The following is a 17,317-nucleotide window of genomic DNA, read 5'->3' as shown; positions in this document are numbered from 1 at the left end:
CCATACTGGCACAATCTCGCAGGGTGGAAAAGTCACACTGCGGTAACATGAGACATGTTCACCATCACTCCTCCGATCAGTCAGGAAAGCGGTTGCAAATCCACCAAATAAAACGAAAATGATTTCCACGATACAGAAAAAGGAGATCGTCATGGTCGCGACCGTTCCCGCTAAACGCGGCAGAAAACCTGCCGCCACCACTGCCGCACAACCTGGCGGACAGGTTCAGTCGCTCACGCGCGGTTTGAAGCTGCTGGAATGGATAGCCGAGTCGCACGGCAGCGTAGCCCTGACGGAGCTGGCCCAGCAGGCTGGCCTGCCGAACTCCACCACGCACCGCCTGCTGACCACCATGCAGCAGTTGGGCTTTGTCCGCCAGGTAGGCGAGCTGGGGCACTGGGCGGTGGGCGCACACGCGTTTATCGTGGGCAGCAGCTTCCTGCAGAGCCGTAACCTGCTGGCGATTGTGCATCCGATTCTGCGCAAGCTGATGGAGGAGTCCGGCGAGACGGTGAACCTGGCGGTGCTGGACCAGAGCGACCATCAGGCGATTATCATCGACCAGGTGCAGTGTACGCAGTTGATGCGTATGTCCGCACCGATTGGCGGCAAACTGCCGATGCACGCGTCCGGCGCAGGGAAAGCGTTTCTCTCGCAGCTGAGCGAAGAGCAGGTGACGGGGCTGCTGCACCGCAAAGGTCTGCACGCCTACACCCACGCCACGCTGGTGTCGCCGGTGCATCTGAAAGAAGATCTGGCGTTAACCCGCAAGCGCGGCTATTCGTTTGATGATGAAGAACATGCCCTGGGCCTGCGCTGCCTGGCATCCTGCATTTTTGACGAGCACCGCGAGCCGTTCGCCGCGATCTCCATCTCTGGCCCCATCTCACGTATGACCGACGACCGCGTGACCGAGCTGGGCGCGCTGGTGATTAAGGCGGCGAAAGAGGTGACGCTGGCGTACGGTGGGATTCGTTAAACCGCACACAAAACCGCTGCTTGCGGCGGTAAGCGTACACATCTTCCACATGCCCATTTTTGATCCGCGTTTGCAGCCCGCGCCAGTAGCTGGCGCGGAAAAGATCCTCATGCATCTCTTCGAATAGCGGGCCGATGCGCGGGTCGGCACACAGCCAGTGGCGAAACTCCTCCGGAAACACATCGCCCGGCGAAACGCTGTACCAGGGCTCGCTGGACAGTTCGTCCTCCGGGTAACGTGGTGCCGGGATATCGCGGAAGTTCACCTCGGTCATGTAGCAAATTTCGTCGTAATCGTAAAATACCACCCGCCCGTGTCTTGTGACGCCGAAGTTTTTAAACAGCATGTCGCCCGGGAAAATATTAGCGGCGGCAAGCTGTCGTATCGCGTTGCCGTATTCTTCAATGGCATCCCGCAGCGCCTGACCGTCGGACTGCTCAAGCCAGATATTCAGCGGCACCATGCGGCGCTCAATGTAGAGATGGCTTATCACAATTTTGTCGCCCAGATCGGTGATTTTCGCGGGCGCTTCCTGCATCAAAAGCGTCATCAGCGCCGGGTCGATCTGCTGTTTATCCAGCACAAAGTTTTCGAACTCCTGGGTATCCGCCATGCGCCCGACGCGGTCATGCTCTTTAACCAGCTGATAGCAGGCGCGGACGTGCGCGGCGCTCATCTCTTTCTGCGGCGCGAATCTGTCTTTTATCACCTTAAAGACCCGGTCAAAACCCGGAAGCGTAAAGACCAGCATCACCATACCGCGAATGCCGGGCGCTTCGATAAACTGCTCATCAGCCGTGGTGACGTAGCGCAGGTATTCCCGGTAGCTTTCCGTTTTGGCGTGCTTCTGGCAGCCAATCGCCATATACAGCTCGGCGGTGGTTTTACCGGGCAGGATCTCGCGCAGCCACTCCACCAGGGCGGCAGGCAGCGGGGCGTATACCATGAAATAGGAGCGGGCAAAGCCAAACACGATGCTGGCCTCGGCGCTGGTGGTCAGGCAGGTATCGACAAACAGTTCCCCGTCGTCGGTACGGTGGATCGGTAACAGAAACGGCACGATGGCCGTCGGCGTAACCAATTTGCCCACCAGCCAGGCGGCTTTATTACGGTAGAAAAGCTCGTTGGCCACCTGCAAATGGCTACGGCTAAGCACCGCCTCGCCGAAGGTTTCATTGAGATGCGCGTGGATATAGCCGATATCCCGGGCTTTATTCTCCCAGGGCAGGCGCAGCGGCAAATCGGTTAATACGCGGTGCAGGAGCTTTTCCCATCCGCGATCGGGAAAGAAGTCTTTCGCCAGCGGACGCGGAATGGAACGAAAGCGTCGCTCCGGCTGGGAGCTAAAAATAAATAACCGCTCAGGAGATAACGAGCGGTGGTCAAATAACCGGCAATAGACGGAGTTGAAAAAGCTCTCCGCAATCTCGAAGCGAGGGTAGTCGGGTAACAGATGGGTGTAATGCTCTTTCACGCGCAGTAAAAATTCCGCGTCCGGGCTTTTACCGTCGGTAATACAGCGCAGCTGCTCCACCACCAGACCCACGTGGTGGTCGTAGAGATGGATACGCTGCTTCATGGCCTGCTGAACCGCATGCCAGTCTGCATGTTCGAAGCGCTGCTGCGCGCCGGATGTCACTTCAAGAAAACGACCATACTGGGCATCGAAGCCCTGCAAAATAGTTTGGGCAATCAGTAATTCCAGGCCACGCGACATATATTCCCCTTACCCAACCCTCTCCCCGGAGGGGAGAGGGGGAAAAGATTAGAACTGTGCTTCTTCCGTTGAACCCGTTAAGGCGGTGACGGAGGAGGTGCCGCCCTGAATAATCGTGGTCACATTATCAAAGTAGCCGGTGCCCACCTCCTGCTGGTGAGACACGAAGGTGTAGCCGTCTTTACCCGCGGCAAACTCCGGCTGCTGCACCTTCTCAACGTAGTGCTTCATGCCCTCGCCCTGCGCATAGGCATGCGCCAGGTCGAACATGTTGAACCACATGCTGTGGATGCCTGCCAGGGTGATGAACTGGTATTTGTAGCCCATGTCGGACAGCTGCTGCTGGAAGCTGGCGATGGTTTTGTCATCCAGCTTTTTCTGCCAGTTGAAGGACGGCGAGCAGTTGTAGGCCAGCAGTTTTCCCGGGAACTTCGCGTGAATGGCGTCGGCAAAGCGTTTTGCCAGCGCCAGATCCGGCGTAGAGGTTTCACACCAGACCAGGTCCGCATAGGGGGCGTACGCCAGGCCGCGGCTGATCGCCTGTTCAATGCCGGCATGGGTGCGGTAGAAGCCTTCGCTGGTGCGCTCGCCGGTAATGAATTCGCTGTCGTACGGGTCGCAGTCAGAGGTGATCAGGTCCGCCGCGTCCGCATCGGTACGGGCAATCACCAGCGTCGGCACGCCGAGCACGTCAGCAGCCAGACGCGCGGCAACCAGCTTCTGAATCGCTTCCTGAGTCGGAACGAGTACCTTACCGCCCATGTGTCCGCATTTTTTCACTGACGCCAGTTGGTCTTCGAAGTGAACGGCCGCTGCACCGGCCTCAATCATCGATTTCATCAGCTCGAAGGCGTTCAGCACACCGCCGAAGCCCGCTTCCGCATCCGCGACGATCGGCAGGAAGTAGTCAGTAAAGCGCGGATCGCCAGGTTCGATACCGGCAGCCCACTGGATCTGATCCGCACGACGGAAGGTATTGTTGATCCGATCCACCACCGACGGCACGGAGTTTGCCGGATAGAGCGACTGATCCGGGTACATGCTGGAGGCTAGGTTGGCGTCCGCCGCGACCTGCCAGCCGGAGAGGTAGATAGCTTCAATACCGGCCTTCGCCTGCTGCAGCGCCTGACCGCCGGTCAGCGCGCCGAGGCTATTGATGTAGCCTTTTTTAGAGCCGCCGTGCAGCAGCTTCCACATTTTCGCCGCACCGTTCTGTGCCAGCGTGCATTCCGGGTTGACCGAGCCGCGTAATTTCACCACTTCCTCCGCGCTGTAAGGACGGCGGATGCCTTCCCAGCGAGGTTGTGTCCACTCTTTCTTTAACTCTTCGATTTGTTGGGTACGGGTTTTCATGTGCAGATGCTCCATATTGTTATGTGGTGAGTTACGCCAGGAAGCGGTAGCCCGGCAGGGTCAGGAAGTCGATTAAGTCATCTGATGTGGTGATTTGCTCCATCAGGCGCGCGGCGTCATCAAAACGTCCGCTGCTGAAGCGGTGCTCACCCAGCTCGTCCTGGATCACCCGCATCTCTTCGGCCAGCATCTGGCGGAACAGCGCTTTTGTCACCGGCTTGCCGTTGCTGAGCGTTTTTTGATGGTGGATCCACTGCCAGATGGAGGTACGAGAGATTTCCGCCGTGGCGGCATCTTCCATCAGGCCGTAGATAGGCACGCAGCCGTTGCCGGAGATCCACGCCTCGATGTACTGGACCGCGACGCGGATATTGGCACGCATGCCCTCTTCCGTACGCTCACCTGCGCATGGCGCCAGCAGCTGTTCTTCAGCCGTTGGGGCATCTTCTTCGCGCGTGACAAACAGCTGGTTTTTGTTATCGCCGAGCACGCGGTTGAAGACCTCCATCGCCGTATCGGCCAGACCCGGATGTGCAATCCACGTGCCGTCGTGACCGTTACGGGCTTCAAGCTCTTTATCGGCTTTCACCTTGTTGAGCACCTGATTATTGCGCTCCGCGTCTTTGCTCGGGATAAAAGCCGCCATGCCGCCCATCGCAAAGGCGCCGCGCTTATGGCAGGTTTTGATCAGCAGACGCGAGTAGGCGCTCAGGAACGGTTTATCCATGGTCACAACCTGACGATCCGGCAGCACGCGATCGGGATAATTTTTGAGAGTTTTGATGTAGCTGAAGATATAGTCCCAGCGTCCACAGTTCAGGCCGACAATGTGATCGCGCAGGGCGTGCAGAATTTCATTCATCTGGAACACGGCAGGCAGCGTTTCAATCAGCAGCGTGGCCTTGATGGTGCCGCGCGGCAGGTTGAAACGATCTTCCGCGTAGCTGAATACTTCACTCCACCAGGCCGCTTCCTGCCAGGCCTGCGTTTTTGGCAGGTAGAAATAAGGTCCGCTGCCTTTTGCCAGCAGGTTCTTGTAGTTGTGGAAGAAATAGAGTGCGAAATCAAATAGGCTGCCCGGAATGGCTTCCCCACGCCATGTGACATGTTTTTCAGGCAGGTGCAGACCGCGTACGCGACAGATCAGCACCGCCGGATTCGGTTTGAGCTGGTAGATTTTCCCGGCTTCGTTGGTATAGCTGATGGTGCCGTTCACGGCGTCGCGCAGGTTGATCTGCCCGTCGATAACTTTGTTCCAGTCTGGTGCCAGCGAGTCTTCAAAATCGGCCATAAAGACTTTAACGTTGGCGTTCATGGCGTTGATCACCATTTTGCGCTCTACCGGACCGGTGATCTCAACGCGTCGATCCTGTAAATCTTCAGGGATGCCGCGGATTTTCCACTCACCGCGGCGAATGGAAGCGGTTTCCGAAATGAAGCCAGGCAACTTGCCATCGTCAATTTCCTGCTGCTGATGAATGCGTGCCGCCAGCAGCTTATTACGCTGTGGCGTAAAGCGGGTCACCAGTTCAGTCAGAAATTCTACCGCTTCCGCCGTCAACACTTGCTGTTCTTGCTCGCCATACGGCTGGGTAAAGGCCAGTTCATCGACCGTCGTTGCCTGTTGAGTCATTACTCTGCTCCTCATCAAAGATCCAAAATCACGCCCCCGATGCGAACGAAAGATCGTTGGGTAGTTTTCGCTCAGCAGAATTAAGACTATCTATATTTTTTCCAAAATCAAAAACAATTTCCATTTTAATTGTTAATCGCAATTAATTTCTTGATTTAATTGGAATTAAAGTTTTATCGAATGATGAGTGATATTTCGGAAATAAAAAAGGCACCCGAAGGTGCCTGATCTGAATAGCTGAAACGCTTTAGGATCGTTTCACGCAGAAGATTACTCCAGCGTCGGATTCATGTGGCGAAGATCGTACGGTGTAATCTGGTAGACGTAATAGTTGAGCCAGTTGGTGAACAGCAAATTTCCGTGGCTGCGCCAGGTCGCTCTCGGTTTGTTTTGCGGATCGTTTTTCGGGAAATAGTTGTACGGCACATCCGGATTAAGGCCCGCCTCGACATCACGGAAATACTCTGACGCAAGGGTATGCGGATCGTACTCAGGATGCCCGGTCACAAAGGCGATACGCTTATCCTTGCTGGCAAACAGGTAGGCATCTCCATCTTCCGTTTCGGCCAGGATCTCCAGATCGGTGTAGTCACGAATCAGCTGGGCCGGGAAGTCGGCGTATCGGGAATGCGGAGCCAGGAAGGAGTCGTCAAACCCGCGCGTCAACAGCGCGTGTGGATGAAGAATGTGGTGTTCGTATACGCCGGAGAGCTTTTCAGTGCGGGTCTGTTTGGGAATACCGTAGAGAATGTTGAGTGCAGCCTGTACCGCCCAACAGACAAACAGCGTAGACGTGACGTGATCTTTTGCCCACTCCAGCACCTGTTTGATCTGCGGCCAGTAGGCGACATCGTTAAATTCCACCAGGCCAAGCGGCGCGCCGGTTACAATCAGTCCGTCGAAGTTTTCCCCCTGAATATCTTCGAAGTTACAGTAGAAGTTATTCAGATGCTCAGAGGGCGTGTTACGTGACTCACGGGCATCAATACGCAGCAGCTGAATATCGACCTGCAGCGGGGAGTTCGACAGAAGACGCAGGAACTGGTTTTCTGTTTCGATCTTTTTTGGCATCAGATTGAGAATAAGCACCTTCAGCGGGCGAATTTCCTGACCTGTCGCACGCGAAGCCGTCATCACGAAGACGTTTTCTTCACGCAAGAAATTGACGGCTGGTAGCTCGTCCTGCACCCGAATCGGCATAACTTAATATCCTCACAGCATACGTATAAACGTTTAGACATCCAGATAGCTAACGATACCCAGAAACTATCGGAATGTCGAGCCTGCAAGCGTAAGGTGAGAAAGTTTCAGGAAGAGGGGTGAAAAACAAAAGCAAAAAACCCCGCACCTTACGGTACGGGGTTCTTCTTGTTTGATGCCTGGCAGTTCCCTACTCTCACATGGGGAGACCCCACACTACCATCGGCGCTACGGCGTTTCACTTCTGAGTTCGGCATGGGGTCAGGTGGGACCACCGCGCTAAAGCCGCCAGGCAAATTCTGTTAATCTGTATCAGGCTGAATATTGATTGTTCTGTCTCTTCCGCCAAAACACCTTCGGCGTTGTAAGGTTAAGCCTCACGGTTCATTAGTATCGGTTAGCTCAACGCATCGCTGCGCTTACACACCCGACCTATCAACGTCGTCGTCTTCAACGTTCCTTCAGGAGACTTAAAGTCTCAGGGAGAACTCATCTCGGGGCAAGTTTCGTGCTTAGATGCTTTCAGCACTTATCTCTTCCGCATTTAGCTACCGGGCAGTGCCATTGGCATGACAACCCGAACACCAGTGATGCGTCCACTCCGGTCCTCTCGTACTAGGAGCAGCCCCCCTCAATTCTCCAGCGCCCACGGCAGATAGGGACCGAACTGTCTCACGACGTTCTAAACCCAGCTCGCGTACCACTTTAAATGGCGAACAGCCATACCCTTGGGACCTACTTCAGCCCCAGGATGTGATGAGCCGACATCGAGGTGCCAAACACCGCCGTCGATATGAACTCTTGGGCGGTATCAGCCTGTTATCCCCGGAGTACCTTTTATCCGTTGAGCGATGGCCCTTCCATTCAGAACCACCGGATCACTATGACCTGCTTTCGCACCTGCTCGAGCCGTCACTCTCGCAGTCAAGCTAGCTTATGCCATTGCACTAACCTCCTGATGTCCGACCAGGATTAGCTAACCTTCGTGCTCCTCCGTTACTCTTTGGGAGGAGACCGCCCCAGTCAAACTACCCACCAGACACTGTCCGCAACCCGGATCACGGGTCCACGTTAGAACACCAGCCATTAAAGGGTGGTATTTCAAGGACGGCTCCACGCAGACTGGCGTCCACGCTTCAAAGCCTCCCACCTATCCTACACATCAAGGACCAGTGTTCAGTGTCAAGCTATAGTAAAGGTTCACGGGGTCTTTCCGTCTTGCCGCGGGTACACTGCATCTTCACAGCGAGTTCAATTTCACTGAGTCTCGGGTGGAGACAGCCTGGCCATCATTACGCCATTCGTGCAGGTCGGAACTTACCCGACAAGGAATTTCGCTACCTTAGGACCGTTATAGTTACGGCCGCCGTTTACCGGGGCTTCGATCAAGAGCTTCGCGTTGCCGCTAACCCCATCAATTAACCTTCCGGCACCGGGCAGGCGTCACACCGTATACGTCCACTTTCGTGTTTGCACAGTGCTGTGTTTTTAATAAACAGTTGCAGCCAGCTGGTATCTTCGACTGATTTCAGCTCCGCCCGCAGGGGCTTCACCTACATATCAGCGTGCCTTCTCCCGAAGTTACGGCACCATTTTGCCTAGTTCCTTCACCCGAGTTCTCTCAAGCGCCTTGGTATTCTCTACCTGACCACCTGTGTCGGTTTGGGGTACGATTTCGTGTTACCTGATGCTTAGAGGCTTTTCCTGGAAGCAGGGCATTTATCACTTCAGCACCGTAGTGCCTCGTCATCACGCCTCAGTGTTAAAGTGAACCGGATTTGCCTGGAACACACACCTACACGCTTAAACCGGGACAACCGTCGCCCGGCTGACATAGCCTTCTCCGTCCCCCCTTCGCAGTAACACCAAGTACAGGAATATTAACCTGTTTCCCATCGACTACGCCTTTCGGCCTCGCCTTAGGGGTCGACTCACCCTGCCCCGATTAACGTTGGACAGGAACCCTTGGTCTTCCGGCGAGCGGGCTTTTCACCCGCTTTATCGTTACTTATGTCAGCATTCGCACTTCTGATACCTCCAGCAGCCCTCACAGGCCACCTTCGACGGCTTACAGAACGCTCCCCTACCCAACAACACATAGTGTCGCTGCCGCAGCTTCGGTGCATGGTTTAGCCCCGTTACATCTTCCGCGCAGGCCGACTCGACCAGTGAGCTATTACGCTTTCTTTAAATGATGGCTGCTTCTAAGCCAACATCCTGGCTGTCTGTGCCTTCCCACATCGTTTCCCACTTAACCATGACTTTGGGACCTTAGCTGGCGGTCTGGGTTGTTTCCCTCTTCACGACGGACGTTAGCACCCGCCGTGTGTCTCCCGTGATAACATTCTTCGGTATTCGTAGTTTGCATCGGGTTGGTAAGCCGGGATGGCCCCCTAGCCGAAACAGTGCTCTACCCCCGAAGATGAATTCACGAGGCGCTACCTAAATAGCTTTCGGGGAGAACCAGCTATCTCCCGGTTTGATTGGCCTTTCACCCCCAGCCACAGGTCATCCGCTAATTTTTCAACATTAGTCGGTTCGGTCCTCCAGTTAGTGTTACCCAACCTTCAACCTGCCCATGGCTAGATCACCGGGTTTCGGGTCTATACCCTGCAACTTAACGCCCAGTTAAGACTCGGTTTCCCTTCGGCTCCCCTATACGGTTAACCTTGCTACAGAATATAAGTCGCTGACCCATTATACAAAAGGTACGCAGTCACACCACGAAGGTGCTCCCACTGCTTGTACGTACACGGTTTCAGGTTCTTTTTCACTCCCCTCGCCGGGGTTCTTTTCGCCTTTCCCTCACGGTACTGGTTCACTATCGGTCAGTCAGGAGTATTTAGCCTTGGAGGATGGTCCCCCCATATTCAGACAGGATACCACGTGTCCCGCCCTACTCTTCGAGTTCACAGCCTGTGTGCTTTCGTGTACGGGAGTATCACCCTGTACCCTGCGACTTTCCAGACGCTTCCACTAACACACAAGCTGATTCAGACTCCGGGCTGCTCCCCGTTCGCTCGCCGCTACTGGGGGAATCTCGGTTGATTTCTTTTCCTCGGGGTACTTAGATGTTTCAGTTCCCCCGGTTCGCCTCGTTAACCTATGTATTCAGTTAACGATAGTGTGTCGGAACACACTGGGTTTCCCCATTCGGACATCGCCGGGTCAAAGGTTCATATCACCTCGCCGGCGCTTTTCGCAGATTAGCACGTCCTTCATCGCCTCTGACTGCCAGGGCATCCACCGTGTACGCTTAGTCGCTTAACCTCACAACCCGAAGATGTTTCACTTCTGATTGCGAAAATTTGAGAGACTCGAACACACATTAACTGTGTGTCGTTTCAATTTTCAGCTTGATCCAGATTTTTAAAGAGCAAATATCTCAAACATGACTCGTAAGTCAGTTTTGAGATATGACGGCAGGTGACTTTCACTCACGCACCAGCAAGTGGCGTCCCCTAGGGGATTCGAACCCCTGTTACCGCCGTGAAAGGGCGGTGTCCTGGGCCTCTAGACGAAGGGGACACTGAAGTCTCAATCGCAAGACGCCTTGCTGCTTACTTTTCATCAGACAATCTGTGTGGACACTACAAAGGCAGGTTCTTTAAGGTAAGGAGGTGATCCAACCGCAGGTTCCCCTACGGTTACCTTGTTACGACTTCACCCCAGTCATGAATCACAAAGTGGTAAGCGCCCTCCCGAAGGTTAAGCTACCTACTTCTTTTGCAACCCACTCCCATGGTGTGACGGGCGGTGTGTACAAGGCCCGGGAACGTATTCACCGTGGCATTCTGATCCACGATTACTAGCGATTCCGACTTCATGGAGTCGAGTTGCAGACTCCAATCCGGACTACGACGCACTTTATGAGGTCCGCTTGCTCTCGCGAGGTCGCTTCTCTTTGTATGCGCCATTGTAGCACGTGTGTAGCCCTACTCGTAAGGGCCATGATGACTTGACGTCATCCCCACCTTCCTCCAGTTTATCACTGGCAGTCTCCTTTGAGTTCCCGGCCTAACCGCTGGCAACAAAGGATAAGGGTTGCGCTCGTTGCGGGACTTAACCCAACATTTCACAACACGAGCTGACGACAGCCATGCAGCACCTGTCTCAGAGTTCCCGAAGGCACCAATCCATCTCTGGAAAGTTCTCTGGATGTCAAGAGTAGGTAAGGTTCTTCGCGTTGCATCGAATTAAACCACATGCTCCACCGCTTGTGCGGGCCCCCGTCAATTCATTTGAGTTTTAACCTTGCGGCCGTACTCCCCAGGCGGTCGACTTAACGCGTTAGCTCCGGAAGCCACGCCTCAAGGGCACAACCTCCAAGTCGACATCGTTTACGGCGTGGACTACCAGGGTATCTAATCCTGTTTGCTCCCCACGCTTTCGCACCTGAGCGTCAGTCTTTGTCCAGGGGGCCGCCTTCGCCACCGGTATTCCTCCAGATCTCTACGCATTTCACCGCTACACCTGGAATTCTACCCCCCTCTACAAGACTCTAGCCTGCCAGTTTCGAATGCAGTTCCCAGGTTGAGCCCGGGGATTTCACATCCGACTTGACAGACCGCCTGCGTGCGCTTTACGCCCAGTAATTCCGATTAACGCTTGCACCCTCCGTATTACCGCGGCTGCTGGCACGGAGTTAGCCGGTGCTTCTTCTGCGGGTAACGTCAATCGACAAGGTTATTAACCTTATCGCCTTCCTCCCCGCTGAAAGTACTTTACAACCCGAAGGCCTTCTTCATACACGCGGCATGGCTGCATCAGGCTTGCGCCCATTGTGCAATATTCCCCACTGCTGCCTCCCGTAGGAGTCTGGACCGTGTCTCAGTTCCAGTGTGGCTGGTCATCCTCTCAGACCAGCTAGGGATCGTCGCCTAGGTGAGCCGTTACCCCACCTACTAGCTAATCCCATCTGGGCACATCTGATGGCAAGAGGCCCGAAGGTCCCCCTCTTTGGTCTTGCGACGTTATGCGGTATTAGCTACCGTTTCCAGTAGTTATCCCCCTCCATCAGGCAGTTTCCCAGACATTACTCACCCGTCCGCCACTCGTCACCCGAGAGCAAGCTCTCTGTGCTACCGTTCGACTTGCATGTGTTAGGCCTGCCGCCAGCGTTCAATCTGAGCCATGATCAAACTCTTCAATTTAAGTTTGATGCTCGTGAATTAAACTTCGTAATGAATTACGCATGTTCACTCAGAGACTTGGTATTCATTTTTCGTCTTGCGACGTTAAGAATCCATGTCACTTTGAGTGCCCACACAGATTGTCTGATAAATTGTTAAAGAGCAGTTGCAACGCGGCTTTCAGCTCACCGTTGCGAGGTGGCGTATATTACGCTTTCCTCTTTCAGAGTCAACCCGTTATTTCAGGATTTTTTCTCTTCAACCGACCGGGTTGTCTGTGAAGTGATTCACATCCGCCGTGTCGATGGAGGCGCATTATAGGGAGTTCTCCGCAGGCCGCAACCGTTAAATAACAGAAAAATGACTGACTGCTGCATTCCACAGCAAAACCCCGCCTTATACCTTTTTACACACAGACTTATCCACAATGATACGAAAAAGTGAAAATATGCGAGCGTTGCGCAAACGTTTTCGTTAAAATGCTCGCGCTTAATAAGGATGCCCCGTCAGGTGTGTTAGATGAGTTTTTCACTGGAAAATTCATCTAACGCTCTCTGTAATCGTGAAATCCAGGGGATTTACCATGCAACAACGTCGTCCAGTCCGCCGCGCTCTGCTCAGTGTTTCTGATAAAGCCGGTATCGTCGAATTCGCTCAGGCACTTTCCGCACGCGGTGTGGAGCTGCTTTCTACAGGCGGTACTGCTCGCCTGTTAGCAGATAAAGGTCTGCCGGTAACCGAAGTGTCCGATTACACCGGTTTCCCGGAAATGATGGATGGACGCGTCAAAACCCTGCATCCAAAAGTCCACGGCGGTATTCTTGGCCGTCGCGGTCAGGACGACGCCATTATGGAGCAGCATGACATCGCGCCAATCGACATGGTGGTTGTTAACCTCTACCCGTTTGCCCAAACCGTTGCCCGCGAAGGCTGTTCTCTTGAAGATGCCGTAGAGAATATTGATATCGGCGGCCCGACCATGGTGCGCTCCGCAGCCAAGAACCATAAAGATGTGGCCATCGTGGTGAAGAGCAGCGATTACGAAACCATTATTAATGAGATGGATGCTAACGAAGGGTCGCTCACACTGGAAACGCGTTTCGACCTCGCCATCAAAGCCTTCGAACACACCGCCGCGTACGACAGCATGATCGCCAACTACTTCGGAAGCCTGGTGCCGGCTTACCACGCTGAAAGCAAAGATCCTTCTGGCCGCTTCCCGCGCACCCTGAACCTGAACTTCATTAAGAAGCAGGATATGCGTTACGGTGAGAACAGCCACCAGCAGGCAGCCTTCTATATAGAAGAAGAGGTAAAAGAAGCCTCTGTTGCGACAGCCCAGCAGGTTCAGGGCAAAGCGCTCTCCTATAACAACATTGCCGACACCGACGCCGCGCTGGAATGCGTGAAAGAGTTCAGCGAGCCTGCCTGCGTTATCGTCAAGCATGCGAACCCATGCGGCGTTGCCGTGAGCACCTCTATTCTGGATGCCTACGATCGCGCCTACAAAACCGATCCGACCTCTGCGTTCGGCGGCATTATCGCCTTCAACCGCGAGCTGGATGCTGAAACCGCACAGGCTATCATCTCCCGCCAGTTCGTTGAAGTGATCATCGCGCCATCCGCATCCGAAGAAGCGCTGAAAATCACCGCAGCAAAACAGAACGTGCGCGTACTGGTTTGCGGCCAGTGGGCCGAACGCGTGCCGGGCCTGGACTTCAAGCGCGTGAACGGCGGTCTGCTGGTTCAGGACCGCGATCTGGGTATGGTGACAGAAGCCGACCTGCGCGTGGTGACCAAGCGTCAGCCGAGCGAACAGGAACTGCGTGACGCGCTGTTCTGCTGGAAGGTCGCCAAGTTCGTCAAATCAAACGCCATTGTCTACGCCAAAGAAAACATGACCATCGGGATAGGCGCAGGCCAGATGAGCCGCGTTTACTCTGCGAAAATCGCGGGTATTAAAGCAGGTGACGAAGGTCTGGAAGTCAAAGGCTCCGCCATGGCTTCTGACGCCTTCTTCCCGTTCCGTGACGGCATCGATGCCGCAGCCGCTGTCGGCATCACCTGCGTGATCCAGCCTGGCGGTTCCATCCGCGATGACGAAGTGATTGCCGCTGCCGACGAACACGGCATCGCGATGATCTTCACCGACATGCGCCACTTCCGCCATTAATTCCCGGAGCTGAAAATGAAAGTATTAGTGATTGGTAACGGCGGACGCGAACACGCGCTGGCGTGGAAAGCGGCGCAGTCTCCGCTGGTTGATACCGTCTTTGTGGCACCGGGTAACGCCGGTACCGCGCTGGAACCCGCGCTGCAGAACGTGGCTATCGGCGTGACCGATATCCCGGCGCTGCTGAGCTTTGCCCAGAGCGAGAAAATCGACCTGACGATTGTGGGCCCGGAAGCGCCGCTGGTGATTGGCGTCGTCGATGCCTTCCGCGCAGCCGGTCTGAAAATCTTCGGCCCAACGGAGGGTGCAGCCCAGCTGGAAGGCTCCAAAGCCTTCACCAAAGATTTCCTCGCGCGTCATAACATCCCGACGGCGGAATATCAGAACTTCACCGAAGTAGAGCCAGCCCTGGCCTACTTACGTGAAAAAGGCGCGCCGATTGTCATCAAGGCCGACGGTCTGGCCGCCGGGAAAGGTGTTATCGTCGCGATGACCCTCGAGGAAGCCGAAGCCGCTGTTCACGATATGCTGGCCGGCAACGCCTTTGGCGACGCGGGCCACCGCATCGTGATCGAAGAGTTCCTCGACGGTGAAGAGGCGAGTTTTATCGTGATGGTCGACGGCGAGCACGTTCTGCCGATGGCCACCAGCCAGGATCACAAGCGCGTGGGCAACGGCGATACCGGCCCGAATACCGGCGGGATGGGCGCCTACTCCCCTGCTCCGGTAGTGACTGACGAAGTGCACCAGCGCACCATGGACCGCATCATCTGGCCTACCGTGAAAGGGATGGCGGCGGAAGGCAACACCTACACTGGTTTCCTTTACGCAGGTCTGATGATCGACAAGCAGGGCAACCCGAAGGTGATTGAATTCAACTGCCGCTTCGGCGATCCGGAAACACAGCCTATCATGCTGCGCATGAAATCCGATCTGGTGGAACTGTGTCTGGCAGCCTGCGAAGGCAAGCTCGACGAGAAAACCTCAGAGTGGGACGAGCGCGCGTCTCTGGGCGTGGTGATTGCTGCGGGTGGGTATCCGGGTAGCTACAGCACCGGCGATGAAATCCACGGCCTGCCGCTGGAAGAAATTGACGGTGCGAAGGTGTTCCACGCCGGGACGAAGCTGGCTGACGACGATCGCGTCCTCACCAACGGTGGCCGCGTGCTGTGCGCCACCGCGCTGGGCCATACCGTGGCAGAAGCGCAGAAGCGCGCTTATGCGCTGATGGCGGATATTCACTGGGACGGCAGCTTCAGCCGCCAGGATATCGGTTATCGCGCAATTGCGCGTGAGCAGGGGGAGTAAGGGAGCCGTCTGTTCCCCTCACCCTAACCCTCTCCCCTAAGGGGAGAGGGAACCCCTCGCGGCACAATTAGAAACTTTTCTCTGTCGGCTGCCAGGTGCAGAAGTCTTCGTTCGCCACCAGCAGCAGCTGAGAGCCTTCCGGCGCTTCCAGCCACGCCACACTCACCTCCATTGATGAATGACGCTGACGGCGTTGAATATGTTCGGTCGCCCAGGATTCGAGCTCAGGCTTCACCGTCTGCCCTTCGCAGGTGGTCACCGTCCCATCGGTATGCCAGCGCCCCTGGCGCAGCACAACGCGTCCCAGACGCAGCGCGTCGCTTGTCTGGCGGATTTGTTCGGCACGGTAACGGTAGAGGGCGATTTGATCACTGGAAAGCTGCTGTTTTTGACCGCCGACTTCACGCTGCATAAAGCTCAGCTCGCCATGGTCATCAAAACGCACTTTCACGTGTTCGGGGGTTTTGCTGTAGACGTTCAGTTCAATCAGCGACAGGTCATCTCCCTGCCAGCGATATTCCGCAGTCGACGTATTGCCGCTATGCCACGGGCTGAAGGCAGAAAGCAGATGCACTTCGCCACCGGAATCTTTGCGCCAGATCCTGACCGCCCCCTGGTTGTCCGCGTAACCGCTGGCGGTAAACGGAGGGAGGGAGGAATCGTGGCTACAGGCTGACAGCAACAGCACGCCTGCCAGCGCGAGCGTTCCACGCCAGAAAGACAAAAGGGGCGTTGCCGCCCCTTCGCTAAAACTGTTCACTGCCACGCGTCTTACTTAACAGCGTCTTTCAGTGCTTTACCAGAAACAAATGCCGGCACGTTAGCTGCGGCGATTTTGATTTCTTTACCGGTCTGCGGGTTGCGGCCAGTACGCTCAGCGCGGTGGTTCACTTTGAAGGTACCGAAACCAACCAGTTGTACAGCATCGCCTTCTTTCAGAGACTCAGTAATAGCAGCCAGGGTAGATTCCAGAGCAGCTTTAGCCTGCACTTTAGACAGATCAGCCTTGTCCGCAATTACATCAATCAGTTGAGTCTTGTTCATAAGTTATCCTTTCAATGTGTTTATCGCTTGCTAAGCATCGAGTGCGACGAAAATGCCAAAAAAGCACTCTCCTGCATACACGCACCGATAGCCACTTTTTTTCGCCCCCCAAATGTAGACCAGACGGGGGGCAGAAGGGAAGAGTCGAGGAGCGACAAAACAGGCGTTAAATCACGTTTTGTTGTCTCATTGGTTAAAAATTATACCAATATTGCTCTCGCCGGCCTCACGTAAGTCCGCTCGCAGACCTTTGATCAGCTCAATATCGCGTTCTTCACACTCTGCCAGCAGGCGGAAAATTTCCCACTGGATATCCCATTCTTGCTCTACGGCCGGATTGGCACGCAGCTCTTCGTCGGTCATTTCACGACCTGCCTGGGTCATCTCCAGCATCGCGACGGTGGTAATCGAGGCCTTACTGACTTCGATAGCGTGCTCCAGCGTTTCACCGCTCAGACGAGAGTGGAGCAGCTCGCTTAACGCGACGCAGGCATCAATCGCCGGATAAACTCCGTACAGGTCAAAATCATCCGCAACCGGGATCGCCTCTTCCAGCTTTTCCAGCTGAGAGTCGAAGTTCACCTTCGCGTCTTTCACCGTCAGCGTCTCCCAGATTAAATCCAGGATGCGGCGATAAATCTGGCCTTCGCCAAACTCCGTTTGCTTACAGAACGCGGCGTAGTTGGGATACATGCGCTCGCACAGGCAAGCCATAAACGTCACGTGCTGCCAACTTTCCAGCTTCTCAAGGCGCAGATGAATCGGGTTTTGTAGCATG

Annotated in this window: 10 protein-coding genes, 1 tRNA gene and 3 rRNA genes; 3 read left to right on the top strand and 11 right to left on the bottom strand. The window is 55.0% G+C overall.

Going from position 1 to position 17,317, the window contains the following annotated elements; translation table 11 throughout:
• Nucleotides 1–151 precede the first annotated feature (151 nt).
• Nucleotides 152–979 (top strand): glyoxylate bypass operon transcriptional repressor IclR, encoded by an 828-nt coding sequence (gene iclR / locus AC4ICF_RS01185; RefSeq protein ID WP_125915538.1) that lies wholly within the window; start codon nt 152–154, stop codon nt 977–979.
• On the opposite strand, the gene aceK is transcribed toward iclR, so the two are convergent.
• The 8 genes from aceK to AC4ICF_RS01145 all read right to left on the bottom strand — a co-directional run bounded on the left by aceK (nt 933) and on the right by AC4ICF_RS01145 (nt 12,035).
• The gene (gene aceK / locus AC4ICF_RS01180) at nt 933–2,696 is read right to left on the bottom strand and encodes a bifunctional isocitrate dehydrogenase kinase/phosphatase (protein WP_316380640.1); all 1,764 of its coding nucleotides are present in this window, start codon (nt 2,694–2,696) and stop codon (nt 933–935) included. The genes iclR and aceK overlap by 47 nt on opposite strands.
• A 48-nt stretch (nt 2,697–2,744) precedes the next feature.
• Nucleotides 2,745–4,049 (bottom strand): isocitrate lyase, encoded by a 1,305-nt coding sequence (gene aceA, locus AC4ICF_RS01175; RefSeq protein WP_192984274.1) that lies wholly within the window; start codon nt 4,047–4,049, stop codon nt 2,745–2,747.
• 31 nt (nt 4,050–4,080) lie between these two features.
• A complete protein-coding gene (gene aceB / locus AC4ICF_RS01170) occupies nt 4,081–5,682 on the bottom strand; it encodes a malate synthase A (protein ID WP_163330881.1) in 1,602 nt (533 codons plus the stop codon).
• Between the two features lie 270 nt (nt 5,683–5,952).
• Complete coding sequence (gene metA / locus AC4ICF_RS01165) at nt 5,953–6,882, bottom strand: homoserine O-acetyltransferase MetA (protein WP_061099595.1); 930 nt, start codon at nt 6,880–6,882, stop codon at nt 5,953–5,955.
• Between the two features lie 177 nt (nt 6,883–7,059).
• Nucleotides 7,060–7,175, bottom strand: a 5S ribosomal RNA gene (gene rrf, locus AC4ICF_RS01160).
• 73 nt (nt 7,176–7,248) lie between these two features.
• A 23S ribosomal RNA gene (locus AC4ICF_RS01155) occupies nt 7,249–10,152 on the bottom strand.
• Nucleotides 10,153–10,334: 182 nt separating this feature from the next.
• Nucleotides 10,335–10,410: transfer RNA gene (locus AC4ICF_RS01150), tRNA-Glu, on the bottom strand.
• An 85-nt stretch (nt 10,411–10,495) separates the two neighbouring features.
• Nucleotides 10,496–12,035 (bottom strand): 16S ribosomal RNA (locus AC4ICF_RS01145).
• Together the 16S, 23S and 5S rRNA genes with 1 tRNA gene alongside form the textbook arrangement of a ribosomal RNA operon.
• A gap of 562 nt (nt 12,036–12,597) precedes the next feature.
• Between AC4ICF_RS01145 and purH the strand changes: the two genes are divergently transcribed.
• Together purH and purD are read left to right on the top strand one after the other, a co-directional pair.
• A complete protein-coding gene (gene purH / locus AC4ICF_RS01140) occupies nt 12,598–14,187 on the top strand; it encodes a bifunctional phosphoribosylaminoimidazolecarboxamide formyltransferase/IMP cyclohydrolase (RefSeq protein WP_316380456.1) in 1,590 nt (529 codons plus the stop codon).
• Between the two features lie 15 nt (nt 14,188–14,202).
• The gene (gene purD / locus AC4ICF_RS01135) at nt 14,203–15,495 is read left to right on the top strand and encodes a phosphoribosylamine--glycine ligase (protein ID WP_316380455.1); all 1,293 of its coding nucleotides are present in this window, start codon (nt 14,203–14,205) and stop codon (nt 15,493–15,495) included.
• Nucleotides 15,496–15,562: 67 nt separating this feature from the next.
• Here purD and AC4ICF_RS01130 read toward each other — a convergent pair whose 3' ends face one another.
• From AC4ICF_RS01130 to AC4ICF_RS01120, 3 genes are all read right to left on the bottom strand, one after another.
• On the bottom strand, nt 15,563–16,255 hold the full coding sequence (locus AC4ICF_RS01130; RefSeq protein ID WP_302221391.1) for a DUF1481 domain-containing protein: 693 nt from the start codon (nt 16,253–16,255) through the stop codon (nt 15,563–15,565).
• A gap of 11 nt (nt 16,256–16,266) precedes the next feature.
• Nucleotides 16,267–16,539 carry a nucleoid-associated protein HU-alpha gene (hupA, locus tag AC4ICF_RS01125; protein ID WP_002445246.1) on the bottom strand — a complete coding sequence of 91 codons (273 nt, stop codon included), beginning with the start codon at nt 16,537–16,539 and terminating at the stop codon, nt 16,267–16,269.
• A gap of 186 nt (nt 16,540–16,725) precedes the next feature.
• Nucleotides 16,726–17,316 carry a YjaG family protein gene (locus tag AC4ICF_RS01120; RefSeq protein ID WP_116344068.1) on the bottom strand — a complete coding sequence of 197 codons (591 nt, stop codon included), beginning with the start codon at nt 17,314–17,316 and terminating at the stop codon, nt 16,726–16,728.
• Nucleotide 17,317 lies beyond the last annotated feature (1 nt).

The sequence above is a fragment of the Enterobacter sp. ECC_219_Taxon_10 genome (assembly GCF_058354905.1).
This window is presented reverse-complemented; position numbering and strand designations above follow the sequence as displayed.